We start from the raw sequence: 15,241 nt of genomic DNA, 5'->3' as shown, positions 1-15,241 counted from the left end.
GTGACCTATCCAGGCTGGATCGATCGATCCCAATTCCAGGCGCCCGCCGGGCGCCGCTGCCCGTCCAGCCGGTCGTTCAGGCCACGATCGGCGAGCCGAGGCGCGCTGCGATCTGATCGCGGTCGATCAGCTTGTCGATCGGGCCGATGGCGGCGATGGTCGGCGGGCTGCCGGTAAAGATGCGCTGCGCGAGGTCGCGCACCCGCGCGACGCTGACGTCGTCGATGCGGGCGACGATTTCCTCGACGGGAATAGGGCGGCCGAACAGGAGCATCTGCCGCGCGACCTGGCCGGCACGGGCGGCCGGGCTCTCCAGGCTCATCAGCAGGCTGGCGCGCATCTGGGCGCGGGCGCGGCCGAGCTCGGCTTCGGTGATGTCCAGGCTCGCACGCTCCAGCTCGCCGAGCATGACCGGCATCAATTCCTCGATGTCGTCGCCGCCGGTCGCGGCATGGATGCCGAACAGGCCGGTATCGGCGAAGCTCCAGTGGAAGGCGTAGACAGAATAGCAGAGGCCGCGCTTCTCGCGCACTTCCTGGAACAGGCGCGAGGACATGCCGCCGCCAAGCAGCGAGGCGAGGATCTGCACCGCGTGGAAGTCGTCGGACTTGTAGGGCATGCCCTCGAAGCCGAGCAGGATCTGCGCTTCCATCAGGTCGCGCGTCTCGCGCAGGTCGCCACCGCGATAATGGGCGGCGATGCCGTCGGTGAGCTCGGCAGAGGGAAGCGAGGCGAAGCGGTCTTCGGCCAGCTTGACCAGCTTGTCGTGGTCGATGGCGCCGGCGGCGGCCAGCACCATGTTCGGGCCGTGATAGTGGCGGTCCAGATAGGTCGAGAGATCATCCGAACGCGTGCGCCGCACGGTCTCTTCGGTGCCGAGAATGGTGCGGCCGATCGGCTGGTCGGGATAGGCGCCCTCGACGAAGAAGTCGAAGACCCGGTCCTCGGGCGTATCGAGCGAGGCGCCGATTTCCTGCACGATGACATGCTGTTCGCGCTTCAGCTCCTCGGCGTCGAAAGCCGAATTGCAGAGGATGTCGCTCAGGATGTCGACGGCCAGCTCGGCATCCGGCTTGAGGATGCGGGCATAGTAGGATGTCGTCTCGACGCTGGTCGCCGCGTTCAATTCGCCGCCGACCGCCTCGATCTCCTCGGCGATATCGGTGGCGGAGCGCCTGCGCGTGCCCTTGAAGGCCATGTGCTCGAGCAGATGCGAGATACCGTGTTCCGACGTCTCCTCCCGTCGGGAGCCGGCGCCGACCCAGACACCGAGGGCCGCGCTTTCCAGGTGATTCATGTCATGGGTCGCGACGGTCAGTCCCGACTTGAGTTTCGTCACCTGTACGGTCATGCGCGGCTCACCGGCATGAGGAATGCTTCAAGCGCCATGCTTCACACCTTTTCGTGGATGGCGCGGGCGCGGGCTTCGACGAAGCGGGCGATGGCACCGATATCGTTGGGAAGAACGGTGAAACGCTCCTCCCTCTGCATGAGATCCCCGAGCCAGGCGGGCAGGGCCGGGTCGATGCCGGTGGCGGCCTCGACGGCGGCCGGGAACTTGGCCGGATGCGCGGTGGAGAGCGTCACCATCGGCGATGCCGCTTCCGGCTGGCGCGCGGCGACGGCCAGCGCGACGGCGGTGTGCGGGTCGGCCAGGTAGCCGGTGGCGGCCAGCGTGTCGCGCATAGTGGCGTCGGTTTCGGCCTCGTTGGCGCGGCCGGCGGCGAACTCGCCGCGGATGCTTTCGAGCGCGGCTTCCGGAACCGTGAAGGCGCCCGACTGGCCGAGGCTGTCCATCAGGCGTCGCACGGTGTCGCCGTCGCGGCCGGCGGCCTCGAACAGCAACCGCTCGAAATTCGAGGAGACCTGGATGTCCATCGAGGGCGACTGGGTCGGCACGACGCCTGTCGTCTCGTAGCGGCCGCTTTCCAGCGTGCGCGCCAGGATGTCGTTGGTGTTGGTGGCGATCACCAGCCGGTCGATCGGCAGGCCGATCTTCTTCGCGACATAGCCGGCGAACACGTCGCCGAAATTGCCGGTCGGCACCGTGAAGGAGATCGAGCGGGCCGGCGCGCCGAGCGAGAGCGCGGCGGTGACGTAATAGACCACCTGCGCGACGATGCGGCCCCAGTTGATCGAGTTGACGCCCGAGAGCGAGACCCGATCGCGGAAAGCGTGGTCGTTGAACAGGCCCTTCACGATCGCCTGGCAGTCGTCGAACGTGCCTTCGAGCGCGATCGCGTGGACGTTGGCGTCATGCACCGTCGTCATCTGGCGCTGCTGTACCGGCGAGACGCGGCCATGCGGGAACAGGATGAAGATGTCGGTCGCGGCGCGGCCCCGGAAGGCCTCGATCGCTGCGCCACCGGTGTCGCCGGACGTCGCGCCGACGATGGTGGCGCGGCGGCCGCGTTCGGCCAGCACATGGTCCATCAACCGGGCGAGCAACTGCATCGCCACGTCCTTGAAGGCGAGCGTGGGCCCGTGGAAGAGTTCGAGAATGAAGCTGTTGGGTCCGGTCTGGACCAGCGGCGCGACGGCCGGATGGCGGAACGTCGCATAGGCCTCGGCGCACATCCGCTTCAGATCGGAATCGGCGATCTCGCCGGCGACGAAGGGATGGATCACCGCATAGGCGACTTCATCATAAGGCCGGCCGGCGAGGCCGGCGAATGTCGCGGGCGAAAACGACGGCCATGTCTCCGGAACATAGAGGCCGCCATCACGCGCGAGCCCAGCCAGAAGAACGTCGGAGAAGCCGAGCGCGGGGGCAATGCCGCGCGTGCTCACATATTTCACGGAAGAAACGCCTCCACATGCGGCCAGACTTGTGGCAAGCCGCCCTTTGCTGCAACCCTATCGTCGCGGGATGCGGCGGGCAAGGTGCGGCGGGTCGTCAGCCACTAAGTCGCCAAAGATCAATCGGACTGTTATAGACGTCGCGCATCAGCGTCGAGGATTATTGGGATGCATGGTTCTTCTTTCGGTGGCTCGGCCGCTTCGCGCCGCCTGCTGGCCTTCGTTTCGGTCGCCGCACTGGCTGGCCTGGTTGCCGCCTGTTCGAGCGTGAGCGATGGCTCGTCGTCCGGCGGCAACGTCGTCAACAACGCGTTGTTCGGGGCGCCGAACAAGAATCTGGAAAACGCGACGATCGTTTCGGCCGAGAATTTCGGCTACTCGGTCAATTGCCCGCCGGTCGCGATCCGGCCGGGTACGGAGGAATACAAGGTCTTCGCCCCCGGCAAGCCTGACCCGCTGACCGGCGCCAGCCCGCCGGTGATCTACCAGGTGTCGATCACCGACACGGCGCGCGAATGCGTCAAGACCAACGGCGGCGTCATCGTCAAGCTCGGCATCAAGGGCCGTGTCGCCTCCGGTCCGGCTGGCAAGGCGCAGACGGTCAATGTGCCGGTCCGGGTCGTCGTCATGGAAGGGCGGGACAAGGTGCTGAAGTCCGAGCTGCATCGCATTGCCGTGCCGCTGCAGGCTCCCGAACTCGCCGCCGATTTCACCAAGATCGACGAATCGATCATGGTCCCCGTCTCCGAGGGCAACACCGACTTCCACATCTATGTCGGCCTCGACGACAAGGCGACGCCGGGCAAGCGCCGCGGCTGATTGCGGACGTGGCACGCGGGCATTCGCCCGGCCACCAGCAAGGTTCGCGCGCGCCGATTGACAGCGCGGCGCGCGCACCTACAGTAGCTTCCAGGCTGGGTCCGTGTCGCGACCCGGCTGAGCCGATGCCGCAAGGCGGAGGCTGAACGACCGCCGGGAGAGACCGAAGGGGTGAAAGCCCCATCGGCGCCGAAGGAGCAACCGCCCCGGAAACTCTCAGGCCAACGGACCGGACGGTCGGCGACGCTCTGGAAAGCAGTCTTTCCGCCATGAGGCGGGAGACTCACCGAAGGAGTAGCCGCGTCTGCCGCATCGGCAGCGCGGGAAATCTCTCAGGTTCTCAGACAGAGGGGGCGCGGAACAGGCCATTTGGGCCTGCCCGTGCCAATGACTCTGTTCAGGGACCCGGTGCATGGCTGATTCGGCCGCTACAGACCTTCTGCTCGAGACGCCGCTTGCCGGCCTCCATCGCGAATTCGGCGCCCGCATGGTGCCCTTCGCCGGCTATTCCATGCCGGTGCAATATCCCCTCGGCATTCTTTCCGAGCACAATTGGACCCGCGCCAGCGCCGGCCTTTTCGACGTCTCGCATATGGGGCAGGCCTATCTGGTCGGTCCCGATCACGCGACGACCGCCCGAGCACTCGAGGCGCTGACGCCGGGCGACTTCCAGGCGCTGTCGCCGGGCCGCATTCGCTACACACTGCTGACGACGCCGGAAGGCGGCATCATCGACGACCTTATGGTGACGCGATCGGCCGACCCGTCCGAGGACGGCACGCTCACCCTCGTCGTCAATGCCGGTCGCAAGGCGATCGACTACGCCCATGTCGTGGCCAACCTGCCGGACGGCGTCACGCTGGAAGTGGCGGAGGGCCTGGCGCTGATCGCGCTGCAGGGACCCAAGGCGGCCGAGGTTTTGTCCCGCCATTGTCCCGAGACGTCCGCCATGGGGTTCATGACGGCTGCCCGCGTCACCGTCGACGGCGTCGACTGCCATGTCAGCCGTTCCGGCTATACCGGCGAGGACGGCTACGAGATTTCCGTCAAGGCCGGCGACGTCGAGGCGCTGGTGCGCACGCTGATCGCCGAGCCCGAAGTCGAGCTGGTCGGCCTGGGCGCGCGCGATTCGCTGCGGCTTGAGGCCGGGCTCTGCCTCTATGGCCACGACATCGACGAGGCGACGTCACCCGTCGAGGCCGATCTCGGCTTCGCGATCGCCAAGCGGCGGCGTGCCGAGGGCGGATTTCCCGGCGCCGGTCGCATTCTCGGCGAGCTCGCCGCCGGTCCGGCGCGGCTGCGGGTCGGCATCAAGCCGGAGGGCAGGGCGCCTGCGCGCGAGGGCACAGAGATCCGCGACGCTTCCGGCACCACCATCGGCATCGTCACCTCGGGCGGCTTCGGGCCGACCGCCGGCGGGCCGATCGCCATGGGCTATGTCGCCGCCGGCAGCGCCGCCATCGGTACGCCAGTGACCCTCGTCGTCCGCGGCAAGGACCTCGCCGCCACCGTCGCGCCCATGCCTTTCGTGCCGCACCGCTATTTCCGCAAACAAGCCTGAACGGCCTTTCCAGGGAAGATCACCACATGACCGTCTACTTCACCAAAGACCACGAATGGGTTCGCCTCGAAGGCGATTCCGCCCTTGTCGGCATTACCGACTATGCCCAGTCCCAGCTCGGCGACGTCGTCTATGTCGAGCTGCCGGAAGTCGGCAAGACCTTCGCCAAGGGCGACGAGGCGGCCGTGGTCGAATCGGTCAAGGCTGCGAGCGATGTCTACGCGCCGGTCTCCGGCCTCGTCATCGCCGTCAACGCCAAGCTCGCTGACGCCCCCGGCACCATCAACGAGGCGGCGGAGGGCGATGGCTGGTTCATGAAACTCACGTTGACCGAGCCCGGCGAGCTGGAAAACCTGCTCGATGAGACCGCCTACAAGGCGTTCGTCGAGACGCTCTGACGCGACCGTGTCCTCCCGAAAAACCTCAGAACGGTAGTCCGATGCGCTATCTCCCCCATTCCGATACCGACCGGCAGGCCATGCTGGCCCAGATCGGCGTCGGCTCGATCGACGATCTCTTCGCCGATATCCCTAGGGATCTCCGGGTCCACGGGCTCGATTTGCCGAAGGCAGCCGGTGAGATGTCGGTCGAGCGCACGCTCGGCCGCCTTTCCGCCCAGAACGTCGCGGCCTCGTCGGTGCCGTTCTTCGTCGGCGCCGGCGCCTACAAGCACCATGTGCCGGCGACGGTCGACCACCTGATCCAGCGTTCGGAGTTCCTGACCTCCTACACGCCGTACCAGCCGGAAATCACCCAGGGCACGCTGCAGGTCCTGTTCGAGTTCCAGACCCAGATCGCGCACCTGACCGGCATGGAGGTGGCGAACGCCTCGATGTATGACGGCTCGACGGCCACCGTCGAGGCGGTGCTGATGGCGCACCGGCTGACCAAGCGCAACAAGGCGGTGCTGTCCGGCGGGCTGCATCCGCACTATCGCGCCGTGGTCGAGTCGCTGTCGCCGATGGCGGGCGATACGGTGACGTCGCTGCCGGCTGATCCCCGTGGCACCGAGGACATCCTCGCCGCGATCGACGCCACCACCTCCTGCGTCGTCGTGCAGTCGCCCTCCGTCTACGGCCATCTGATCGATCTCGCGCCGATCGCGGCGAAGGCGCATGAGGTCGGCGCGCTGCTGATCGCCGTCTTCACCGAGGTCGTCTCGCTCGGCCTGATCGAGCCGCCGGGCGCGCAGGGCGCCGACATCGTCGTCGGCGAGGGCCAGTCGATCGGCAACGCGCTCTCCTTCGGCGGGCCCTATGTCGGCCTGTTCGCGACGCGGCAGAAATTCGTCCGCCAGATGCCGGGCCGCCTCTGCGGCGAGACGGTCGATGCGGAGGGGAGGCGCGGCTTCGTGCTGACGCTCTCGACCCGCGAGCAGCATATCCGCCGCGATAAGGCGACGTCGAATATCTGTACGAATTCAGGGCTTTGCGCGCTGGCGTTCACGATCCATATGACGCTGCTCGGCGAAACGGGCCTGGCGCGACTGGCGCGGATCAATCACGCCAATGCCGTGAAACTCGCTGAATCGCTTTCTGCGCTGAAGGGCGTAAGCCTCTTGAATGACTCGTTCTTCAACGAGTTCACCATCCGGCTTCCCGGCGACGCCGCTGATCTCGTCGAGAAGCTGGCAGCGAAGGGCGTACTCGCCGGCGTGCCGGTCTCCAGGCTGGAGCCCGGCAAGAGCGAACTCGCCGACCTGCTGCTCGTCGCCTCGACCGAAGTGAACACGGATGAAGACCGCGCCGCCTTCGTGGCCGCGCTCGCGGAGGTGCTCGCATGAGCATGAACAGCCAGGGCCGTCCCACCGTCGCCGCCACCGCCGCGACCTCGGCCATTCCCGATACCTTCACCGGCAACCGCGCCCTGCAGATCGAGGAGGCGCTGCTGTTCGAGGTCGGACGCCACGACGTCACCGGCGTCGATCTCGACGAGCCGGCGGATTTCGCGCCCCGTCTCGGCAAGCTCGCGCGCAAGCTGCCGATCGATCTTCCCGGCCTCTCGGAGCCGGAGACGATGCGCCACTATGTGCGGCTCAGCCAGAAGAACTACTCGATCGACAGCGGCCTCTATCCGCTCGGCTCCTGCACGATGAAGCACAATCCGCGCCTGAACGAGAGGATGGCGCGGCTGCCCGGCATCGGCGACGTGCACCCGCTGCAGCCGCTCTCGACCGTCAAGGGCGCGGTCGAGCTGATGACCGAACTCAGCCGCTGGCTGATCGAGATGACCGGCATGACGTCGGTCGCGCTGTCGCCCAAGGCCGGCGCGCATGGCGAGCTCTGCGGCATGATGGCGATCAAGGCCGCCATCGCCGCCAAGGGCGAGACGCGCAACATCGTGCTGGTGCCGGAATCGGCGCATGGCACCAATCCGGCCACCGCAGCGCTGATCGGCTTCAAGGTCGTCACCGTGCCGGCGCGGCCCGATGGCACGGTCGACGTGGCGGCGGTCAAGGCGCTGCTGTCGCCCGACGTCGCCGCGATCATGCTGACCAACCCGAACACCTGCGGATTGTTCGAGCGCGACGTGGTCGAGATCGCCGCGGCCATCCACGCGGCCGGCGCCTATTTCTACTGCGACGGCGCCAATTTCAACGCCATCGTCGGCAAGGCCAAGGTCGGCGAGCTCGGCGTCGACGCCATGCACATCAACTTGCACAAGACCTTCTCCACCCCGCATGGCGGCGGCGGACCCGGCGCCGGGCCGGTCGTGCTTTCTGCCCGTCTCGCCGCCTTCGCGCCGCTGCCCTTCATCCGCATCGAGGCGGACGGACCGGTCCTGGTCGAGACCGAGGAAGCGCTTCGGCCTGGCGAGACGCCGTTCGGCCGCATGACCGCCTTTCATGGCCAGATGGGCATGTTCGTGCGGGCGCTTTCCTACATGTTGTCGCATGGGTCGGACGGCCTGCAGCAGGCGTCGGAAGATGCCGTGCTCAACGCCAACTATGTCCGCGCCGGCCTGCGCGACCTGATGAGCCAGCCCTCCGGCGACCGCACCTGCATGCACGAGGTGCTGTTCGACGACACGTTCCTGGAGGGGACGGGCGTCACGACGCTCGACTTCGCCAAGGCGATGATCGACGAGGGCTATCACCCGATGACGATGTATTTCCCGCTCGTCGTGCATGGGGCGATGCTGATCGAGCCGACGGAATCGGAATCGAAGGCCTCGCTCGACCTCTTCATCGCGACGCTGCGCGATCTCGTGATGAAGGCGAAGGCGGGCGAGCTCGAGCGCTTCCAGCAGGCGCCCCGCTTCGCCCCGCGCCGCCGTCTCGACGAGACGCGCGCGGCGCGTTCGCCAAAACTCAAATGGGAGAAGCCGGAACCGTGGGTGGAGGCGGCCGCCGCGGAGTAGGGGGAGGCTGGACCGGGGTTAGGCCCTCTCCCCAACCCTCTCCCGCAAGCGGGAGAGGGAGTTCGCCTGCGTTTGACGATGGGCGTCCGCGCTCATGACACGCACGGCCGAAAAGCCCTCGCCCGCTTGCGGGAGAGGGTTGGGCGTGGGGCTTTGTAGCTTTACAGCCTTCTGGCGACTACCCGAGACGGGTGTCCTGATAGCCGCCGCCGGCGACGCTGTCGCAGAGGCCGGACCATTCGCAGCCGCCGCAGGCCGTGCGCGTCGTGCCGGCGGCGAAGGCGGCGCGGAAGCGGGCGAGCGTCATGGCGTCGAGCGAGAGGCGGAAGCCGGGCGCGACGGGCGTTTCGAGCAGGGCCGACACCGATGCGGCCGCCTCGGCGTCACGCTCCAGCACGCTCTCATTGTGGCAATGCGGCTCCTCGGTCGGCAGCAGCGGCGCGCAGACGTCGTCCGGCCCGTCGATGAGGAGGATGTCCTCGCCGCGCGTCAGCCGCGCGGCGATCTGGTCGTAATTGGCGCAAAACGCCGGCGTGTAGCCCTTGCCGACATAGGTCAGCATGCACAGGAGGTGATGGGCGCGAAGCCGGACCGTCATCGATGCGCTCCGAGGGTCAGTCCTCGTCGGGGTTCCAGGCGGCCAGCGCATCGACCATGGCCGGCAGGTCGGCCATGCGGTTGATCACCGTCACGGCGCCGGCGGCGGTCAGCGCGTCGGCATGGCCGGGCCAGGAGTGCGAACCGCCGGTGAAGCCGATGACGCGCATGCCGGCGGCGCGGGCGCCGTGGATGCCATGCGTCGAATCCTCGACGACGACGCAATCCTTCGGGTCGACGCCGAATTCGGCCGCGCCATGCAGGAAGACGTCGGGCGACGGCTTCGGCTGCTTGTTGCGGACGGCGACGGCCGAGAAGATGTAGGGGCGGAAGCGGTCATAGAGCTTCGTCTTGGTCAGCGAGATCTTCAGCCGCTCCGGCGAGGAGTTCGAGCAGATGCAGCGCTGGTAATCCAGCTTGTCGAGCATCTCCTGCACGCCGGGGATGATCTGGAGGTCCTTGGCCAGCCGCTCGTCCAGTTCCTTGTCGGTCTCGGCATGGAAGCCTTCCGGCAGGGAGTGACCGAGATCGGCCTCGATCAGCTTGGCGATCCGTTCCCACGTCAGGCCGGCGAAGCGATGCGACATCTCCTGCACCGAAATGTCGTAGCCGATGGCGGCGAGCCGCTCGCTATCGACGCGCGAGGCGATGATTTCAGAATCGACGAGCACCCCGTCGCAATCGAAAAGGACAAGCATGGAGGACTTTCCGGTCGGTCTGCGGGATCCCGGGGGCCCGGATGGACCGGGCAGAGATCGCGCGTTGCAAAAGTGCGATGAGAGCAGGCTCGATCGGTGGAGACGATCGAACCCGCCAACCAAGCGGGCTCTCTACCAGATCAGGGGCGGACTGTCTTGGCCTGTTCTGCCGCTTTCCGACCGGGATCGGCCCGTCGAGTCCGGCTAGCGCACCGTCAGCGGCGCGCGGGCGAAGATCGCCGTGCCGTCGCCGGCGATGTAGCGCAGTTCGTAGCTGCCGGCTTCCTGCGGCACGACGATGGCGACGGACGAACGGTCGGGCCGGATCCGGGCCATGGTGACGTGGTCGCCGGCGGCCATGTCGCTGCGGGCGATGACGATGTCGTCATAGCGGGCGGCGGGGCCGGTCCAGTCGACGGTGATCCGGCTGCCGGGCTTGGCGGTCGCCGGGCCCTGGATCGAGGCGTTGGGCGGATCGACCGTGAAGGTGGCCTTGGCGGTGATCGCGTCGTCGGCAGCGGAGAGATAGCGCGCCTCGTAGCGGCCGGGGGCTGTCGGGGCGATGAAGGTGAGGGCGCGGCCGTCCTTGTTGACGGGAATTGCGTCCAGCTTCGAGCTGTCGGCAGCGTCGAGCGGGGCGATCCGGATCTCGTCCTTGGCGGCGGCCGGGCCGGACCAGCTGACCTTCAGCGGTGCGCCGGCGCCGACGTGATCGTCAACGAGGACCGTGGTCGGCCGGACCTCGACCTCGATCGACTGCGTCGCAAGCACGACGTTGAGCTGCGGATGGTAATAGCGAATCTCGTAGGTTCCGGCTTCGGTCGGCGCGCGCAGCTTGCGCAGCTTGCCGTCCTTGGCGACGAGCACGCTGCGGATTTCCGATCCGGCCGGCAGTCCCGGCCAGACGATCTGGACGCGATCGCCCTTCGCCTTCGGACCGTCATAGGCGACATCGAACACCGAGGACTGGACCACCTTGGCCGGCGCCTCGATATGGGCGGAGGGCAGGTTCGGCGGCGGCGCCTTGGCGGCGGCGAGCGCCGCGGCGAGGCCACCGGCGACATCGGTGCCGTCCTTGGCATTGATGAACTTGCCGCCGGTCTTTTCGGCGAGGCAGGCGACCCGTTCGATCTCCTTGTCCTCGAGGCCGAGGCCGATCACCTCGACCGTCAGGTCCTTGGCGCGTTCGGCCAACGATTCCGCCAGCACGCAGGGATTGGCGTCGCAGGCCTCGACCTTGTCGACGAAGACGATGACGGTGGCGCGGGCGCTCTTGTAGTCGAGTGCGTTGGCGGCGCGCTCGACGGCGACAGCCAGCGGCGCCTTGCCGCGCGGCAGCAGCTTGGCGGCGGCGGCCGCGACGACGTCATTGCCGTCACGCTGCGGCTTCACCACGACGGCGGCGTCCGTGCAGCTCGTCTTGCTCTTGGCGCCGAAGGCCAGCATGCCGATGCGGGCGCTGGTCGGGAAATCGGCCACGGCCTCCGCCACGCTCTCTGCCACGAGGTCGATCTTGCGGTCGCGGCCGAGTTTGCCCGCCATCGAGGCGGAAGCGTCGAGGACGAGCATCACGTCGTCGGCCAGGACCGTGACGCTGGTGGCGCAAAGAACAGCCAGCGCAGCCGGCAAGGCAAGGAAACCGCGGATCATGATGGCCCCGATGATGCGACCCGGCGACGGGTCTTTCGTGGCGAAACCATAGCCCAAGAGTTTCGGCAAAACGATGTCGAAGGCACGAAAAAACGTGCAATCGGGTGCGGTTACAATTGATTAACCATGCTTGCTAACGGGTCCTTCACCCTGTTCGCTAACCATAGGCGCATGTTTTTGTTGCGTCGGGGAGTTGGGAAATGAAGGCACTTGCGCGCAAGCCGGTCGAGGTCGCGAACCAGGCACCCTGGCTCGACACCATCATCAAGGGCGATTGCGTCGCCGCGCTGGAGAAGTTGCCTTCCGCGTCGGTCGATCTCGTCTTCGCCGATCCGCCATACAATCTGCAGCTGGAAGGCGGGCTGACCCGTCCGGACCATTCCGTCGTCGACGCCGTCGACGACCATTGGGACAAGTTCGACAGCTTCGAGGCCTATGACGCCTTCACCCGCGCCTGGCTGCTCGCCGTGCGCCGCGTGCTGAAGCCGGATGGTGCGCTCTGGGTCATCGGCTCCTACCACAACATCTTCCGTGTCGGCGCGACGCTGCAGGATCTCGGCTTCTGGATCCTGAACGACGTCGTCTGGCGCAAGTCGAACCCGATGCCGAACTTCCGCGGCAAGCGCTTCACCAATGCGCATGAGACGATGATCTGGGCCTCGCGCGGCCAGGGCTCCAAATACACGTTCAACTACGAGGCTATGAAGGCCTTCAATGACGACGTGCAGATGCGCTCCGACTGGCTGCTGCCGATCTGCACCGGTCACGAGCGGCTGAAGGACGGGGAGGGGCACAAGGTGCATCCGACCCAGAAGCCGGAAGCCCTGCTCGCCCGCGTCATGCTCGCCTCGTCGAAGCCCGGCGACGTCATCCTCGATCCGTTCTTCGGGTCGGGCACGACCGGCGCCGTCGCTAAGCGCCTCGGCCGCCATTTCGTCGGCGTCGAGCGCGAGCAGACCTATATCGACGCGGCGCGCGCCCGCATCGACGCCGTTGAGACGGCGCCCGCCGCGGCGCTCGAGCTCCTCAAGGGCAAGCGGCAGGAGCCGCGCATTCCGTTCGGAACGCTGCTGGAGCGCGGCCTGATCGTTCCTGGCGCCGTGCTGACCGATTCACGCGGCCGTCATCAGGCCCGCGTCCGGGCCGACGCCTCGCTCGAATCCGGCCCGCTGATGGGCTCGATCCACCGCGTCGGCGCGCTGGTGCAGGGCTTCGACGCCTGCAACGGCTGGACCTTCTGGCATGTTCACCACAAGGGACGCCTCACCTCGATCGACGATCTCCGCAAGATCGTCCGCGATGAACTGGCTGCAGCCGGAGGCTGAGCCGACACCGCGAAGCCCCGGCTTCGCGGTGTCCTGACAAGCCGCTGGCGTGCCTCGTCTCAGGCCGCCAGCGGTTCGAATATCAGCGCCTGGTGCAGCGCCGTTCCGGCCATCACGCCGTCCGCCGAGGCGAAAGTGGCGTTGTGCATCTGGCGCGCGATGTCGCCGGCGGCATAGACGCCCGGCACCGTCGTCATCTTCATGGCGTCGGTGCGGATCACCGGCCCCAGCATGCCTTCGTCGAAGGCGCAGCCGAGTTGCTCGGCGATAGCGCTCGCCATCCGCGTCCGCGAGCCGGTGAAGATCGCGTCGAGCTCGACCACGCGGCCATCTTCGAGCCGCACGCCCGTGAGCTCCGTCTCCGTTCCTTCCAGCGCCACGACCTTCGCCGGTTCGATCGCGACGTTCCGGCGACGCAGCTTGTCCTGCGTCTCGGCATCGGGCATCGCGCCGCCATGGAGGAAGAAGGTGGTCGGTCCCCAGTCCGGGATCATCAGCGCCTGGTGCACCGATTTTTCCATGACGTTCAGAACGCCGAGCCGCCGACCCCGGAATTCATGGCCATGGCAATACGGGCAGTGCAGCACCGATTTGCCCCACTTGCCGGCGAGGCCGGGCAGGTCGGGCAACTCGTCGACGACGCCGAAGGCCAGCACCAGCTTGGCCGCCGTGAGCGCGTCGCCCTGGCCGAGATCAATAGCGAAGCCGTCCGGGACCGCATGGGCATGGATGGCCGAGCCGTCGACGAAATGGACGGTCGGATAGGCGGCGAGCTTGTCACGGGCCTCGGCGATCATGGCGCGTGGCGCCGCGCCGTCCTGGCCGAAGAAGCCGTGCGACGCGGCGGCGAAGCGGTTGCGCGGCGTGTGGCTGTCGACGACGCAGACCGAGCGGCCGGCGCGGGCAAGCTGCATCGCCGCGGAAAGCCCGGCATAGCTGCCCCCGATGATGATGGCGTCATACGGCATGGCTGATGTCCTTCCTGGTTCCGCGCTTGGCGAGGTAGCGCTGATGGAAATCGGCGGCGAGCGCGGCGAGGGTCACCGTGCGCAGACGCTCAAGCAGCAGCTGTTCGGCATCCCGGAAGGCCGTCTCCAGCGAGGCGTTGACCGCCTGCTCGACCAGGCATGCCGGATTCTCCGACCGGTGGCCGAGCGCGAAGACGGGGGGCGAGCCGATCGCCGCGTAGATGTCGTCGAGGGTCACCGAGGCGGGATCGCAGATGACGGTCCAGCCGCCGCCATGCCCCTTCTCGGAATGGACGAAGCCCGCGTCGCGCAGGCCGGCCATGATGCGCCTGACGACGACCGGATGGGTCGACATCATCTCGGCCAGGCCCTCGGAGGTGATCGGCTTGCCGGCTTCGATCATGTGAAGGAGGACGTGCAGCACGCCCGAAAGTCTGCTGTCGTGTTTCATGTAACAATAAATGTTACATGATGACGGTCTCTGTCAAGCCGGGCGGTATCGAACGTCGCGAGCGGCAGTTCAGGCTCGCATCGAGACGCTGTCGGCGTCGTGACCGGTGACGCCGTGGCGGGCGAGGTCGGCCCGCATCGTCGCGGGATCGACGAAGCGCTCCGCCTGCCAGCCGGCCTGGCGCGCGGCCTCGACATTGACGGCCGTGTCGTCGAAGAACAGCGTCGCTGCCGGCGTCAGGCCGAAGGTCTCCGCGTGCAGCCGGTAGATCTCCGGTTCTGGCTTCACCAGTCCGACCTGGCCGGAGACCGTGACGCCTCGAAACTGGCGCAGATAGGGAAAGCGCTCCAGCGCCTCGGCGAAGGTGTCATCGGCGAAGTTGGTCAGTGCTGTGACGTCCTGACCCGCGGAGACCAGCTCGTCGAGGATCACCGTCGTCTCCTCGATCGAGCCTGGGATCATCTCGTGCCAGTTCGCCCGCCAGGCGCGGATCATCGCTTCATGCTCGGGAAAGCGGTCGATCCGCTCGGCTTCCGCATCCGGCCAGCTGCGGCCGCGGTCCTGTTCCAGGTTCCAGTCTGGCGAGCAGATCTCGGTGAGGAAACGCCGCCGCTCGGCCGCGTCCGGTATCAGCCGCCGGAACGGAAGCTCCGGATCCCAGCGCAACAGCACGTTGCCGATGTCGAAGACGATGTGCTGGATCTCGCTCATGGCCCGATGCTCCTTGCGGTCTGCCGACGTGGGATAGGCCGAGCCTCAACATCATCGTGACGATGTGATGGCGGTCACTGACAATTTCGTATGTCGTCATAATGATCATGCTGGCCCGAAAATCTGCCTTGCGATAGATTTCGGCAAAAGAAGATTAGCTCGCTTCGTGTCCTGGATTGCGGCTCTTCTGTTTCGGCCTTGCCGCAGCCTCGCCACGGAAAGAAGTTCCGGGAGGGACGAAATGCAGATGCGCGCGGCTCTGGCGGCTCATGCACCGGTTGCTCGGCCGGTATCTCGTTGTT

Annotated in this window: 14 protein-coding genes and 1 riboswitch; of the genes, 6 read left to right on the top strand and 8 right to left on the bottom strand. The window is 67.0% G+C overall.

Going from position 1 to position 15,241, the window contains the following annotated elements; genetic code table 11:
* Positions 1-76: 76 nt before the first annotated feature.
* Positions 77-1,351 (bottom strand): M16 family metallopeptidase, encoded by a 1,275-nt coding sequence (locus G342_RS0107870; protein WP_018182578.1) that lies wholly within the window; start codon positions 1,349-1,351, stop codon positions 77-79.
* A 41-nt stretch (positions 1,352-1,392) separates the two neighbouring features.
* Positions 1,393-2,799 carry a threonine synthase gene (thrC, locus tag G342_RS0107865; protein ID WP_018182577.1) on the bottom strand — a complete coding sequence of 469 codons (1,407 nt, stop codon included), beginning with the start codon at positions 2,797-2,799 and terminating at the stop codon, positions 1,393-1,395.
* A 168-nt stretch (positions 2,800-2,967) separates the two neighbouring features.
* Between thrC and G342_RS0107860 the strand changes: the two genes are divergently transcribed.
* The 5 genes from G342_RS0107860 (at position 2,968) to gcvPB (ending at position 8,539) form a co-directional block, all read left to right on the top strand.
* Complete coding sequence (locus tag G342_RS0107860) at positions 2,968-3,618, top strand: hypothetical protein (protein WP_018182576.1); 651 nt, start codon at positions 2,968-2,970, stop codon at positions 3,616-3,618.
* Between the two features lie 144 nt (positions 3,619-3,762).
* Positions 3,763-3,861: riboswitch (glycine riboswitch) on the top strand.
* Between the two features lie 169 nt (positions 3,862-4,030).
* Positions 4,031-5,179 (top strand): glycine cleavage system aminomethyltransferase GcvT, encoded by a 1,149-nt coding sequence (gene gcvT, locus G342_RS0107855; RefSeq protein ID WP_018182575.1) that lies wholly within the window; start codon positions 4,031-4,033, stop codon positions 5,177-5,179.
* 26 nt (positions 5,180-5,205) lie between these two features.
* Positions 5,206-5,577: a glycine cleavage system protein GcvH gene (gene gcvH / locus G342_RS0107850; RefSeq protein ID WP_018182574.1), complete on the top strand. Its 372-nt coding sequence runs from the start codon at positions 5,206-5,208 to the stop codon at positions 5,575-5,577.
* A gap of 41 nt (positions 5,578-5,618) precedes the next feature.
* Positions 5,619-6,962, top strand: coding sequence for an aminomethyl-transferring glycine dehydrogenase subunit GcvPA (gcvPA, locus tag G342_RS0107845; protein WP_018182573.1), 1,344 nt, complete (start codon positions 5,619-5,621; stop codon positions 6,960-6,962).
* Positions 6,959-8,539, top strand: coding sequence for an aminomethyl-transferring glycine dehydrogenase subunit GcvPB (gcvPB, locus tag G342_RS0107840; protein ID WP_018182572.1), 1,581 nt, complete (start codon positions 6,959-6,961; stop codon positions 8,537-8,539). Before gcvPA ends, gcvPB begins: the two co-directional genes overlap by 4 nt.
* Before the next feature lie 178 nt (positions 8,540-8,717).
* Here gcvPB and G342_RS0107835 read toward each other — a convergent pair whose 3' ends face one another.
* From G342_RS0107835 to G342_RS0107825, 3 genes are all read right to left on the bottom strand, one after another.
* Complete coding sequence (locus G342_RS0107835) at positions 8,718-9,137, bottom strand: DUF1284 domain-containing protein (protein WP_018182571.1); 420 nt, start codon at positions 9,135-9,137, stop codon at positions 8,718-8,720.
* Between the two features lie 16 nt (positions 9,138-9,153).
* On the bottom strand, positions 9,154-9,834 hold the full coding sequence (locus tag G342_RS0107830) for an HAD family hydrolase (protein ID WP_018182570.1): 681 nt from the start codon (positions 9,832-9,834) through the stop codon (positions 9,154-9,156).
* Between the two features lie 204 nt (positions 9,835-10,038).
* Positions 10,039-11,484: a vWA domain-containing protein gene (locus G342_RS0107825; RefSeq protein ID WP_156830855.1), complete on the bottom strand. Its 1,446-nt coding sequence runs from the start codon at positions 11,482-11,484 to the stop codon at positions 10,039-10,041.
* A gap of 200 nt (positions 11,485-11,684) precedes the next feature.
* Between G342_RS0107825 and G342_RS0107820 the strand changes: the two genes are divergently transcribed.
* Positions 11,685-12,809 (top strand): site-specific DNA-methyltransferase, encoded by a 1,125-nt coding sequence (locus G342_RS0107820; RefSeq protein ID WP_018182568.1) that lies wholly within the window; start codon positions 11,685-11,687, stop codon positions 12,807-12,809.
* Between the two features lie 59 nt (positions 12,810-12,868).
* Here the strand turns inward: G342_RS0107820 and G342_RS0107815 are convergent, their stop codons facing one another.
* From G342_RS0107815 to G342_RS0107805, 3 genes are all read right to left on the bottom strand, one after another.
* The gene (locus tag G342_RS0107815; protein ID WP_018182567.1) at positions 12,869-13,777 is read right to left on the bottom strand and encodes an NAD(P)/FAD-dependent oxidoreductase; all 909 of its coding nucleotides are present in this window, start codon (positions 13,775-13,777) and stop codon (positions 12,869-12,871) included.
* Complete coding sequence (locus tag G342_RS0107810) at positions 13,767-14,228, bottom strand: Rrf2 family transcriptional regulator (protein ID WP_026304236.1); 462 nt, start codon at positions 14,226-14,228, stop codon at positions 13,767-13,769. The genes G342_RS0107815 and G342_RS0107810 overlap by 11 nt, the downstream gene beginning before the upstream one ends.
* A 69-nt stretch (positions 14,229-14,297) precedes the next feature.
* Positions 14,298-14,939, bottom strand: a complete 642-nt coding sequence (locus G342_RS0107805; RefSeq protein WP_018182565.1) for an HAD family hydrolase — start codon at positions 14,937-14,939, stop codon at positions 14,298-14,300.
* Between the last annotated feature and the right edge of the window lie 302 nt (positions 14,940-15,241).

The organism is Kaistia granuli DSM 23481, assembly GCF_000380505.1.
Lineage (GTDB): Bacteria > Pseudomonadota > Alphaproteobacteria > Rhizobiales > Kaistiaceae > Kaistia > Kaistia granuli.
This window is presented reverse-complemented; position numbering and strand designations above follow the sequence as displayed.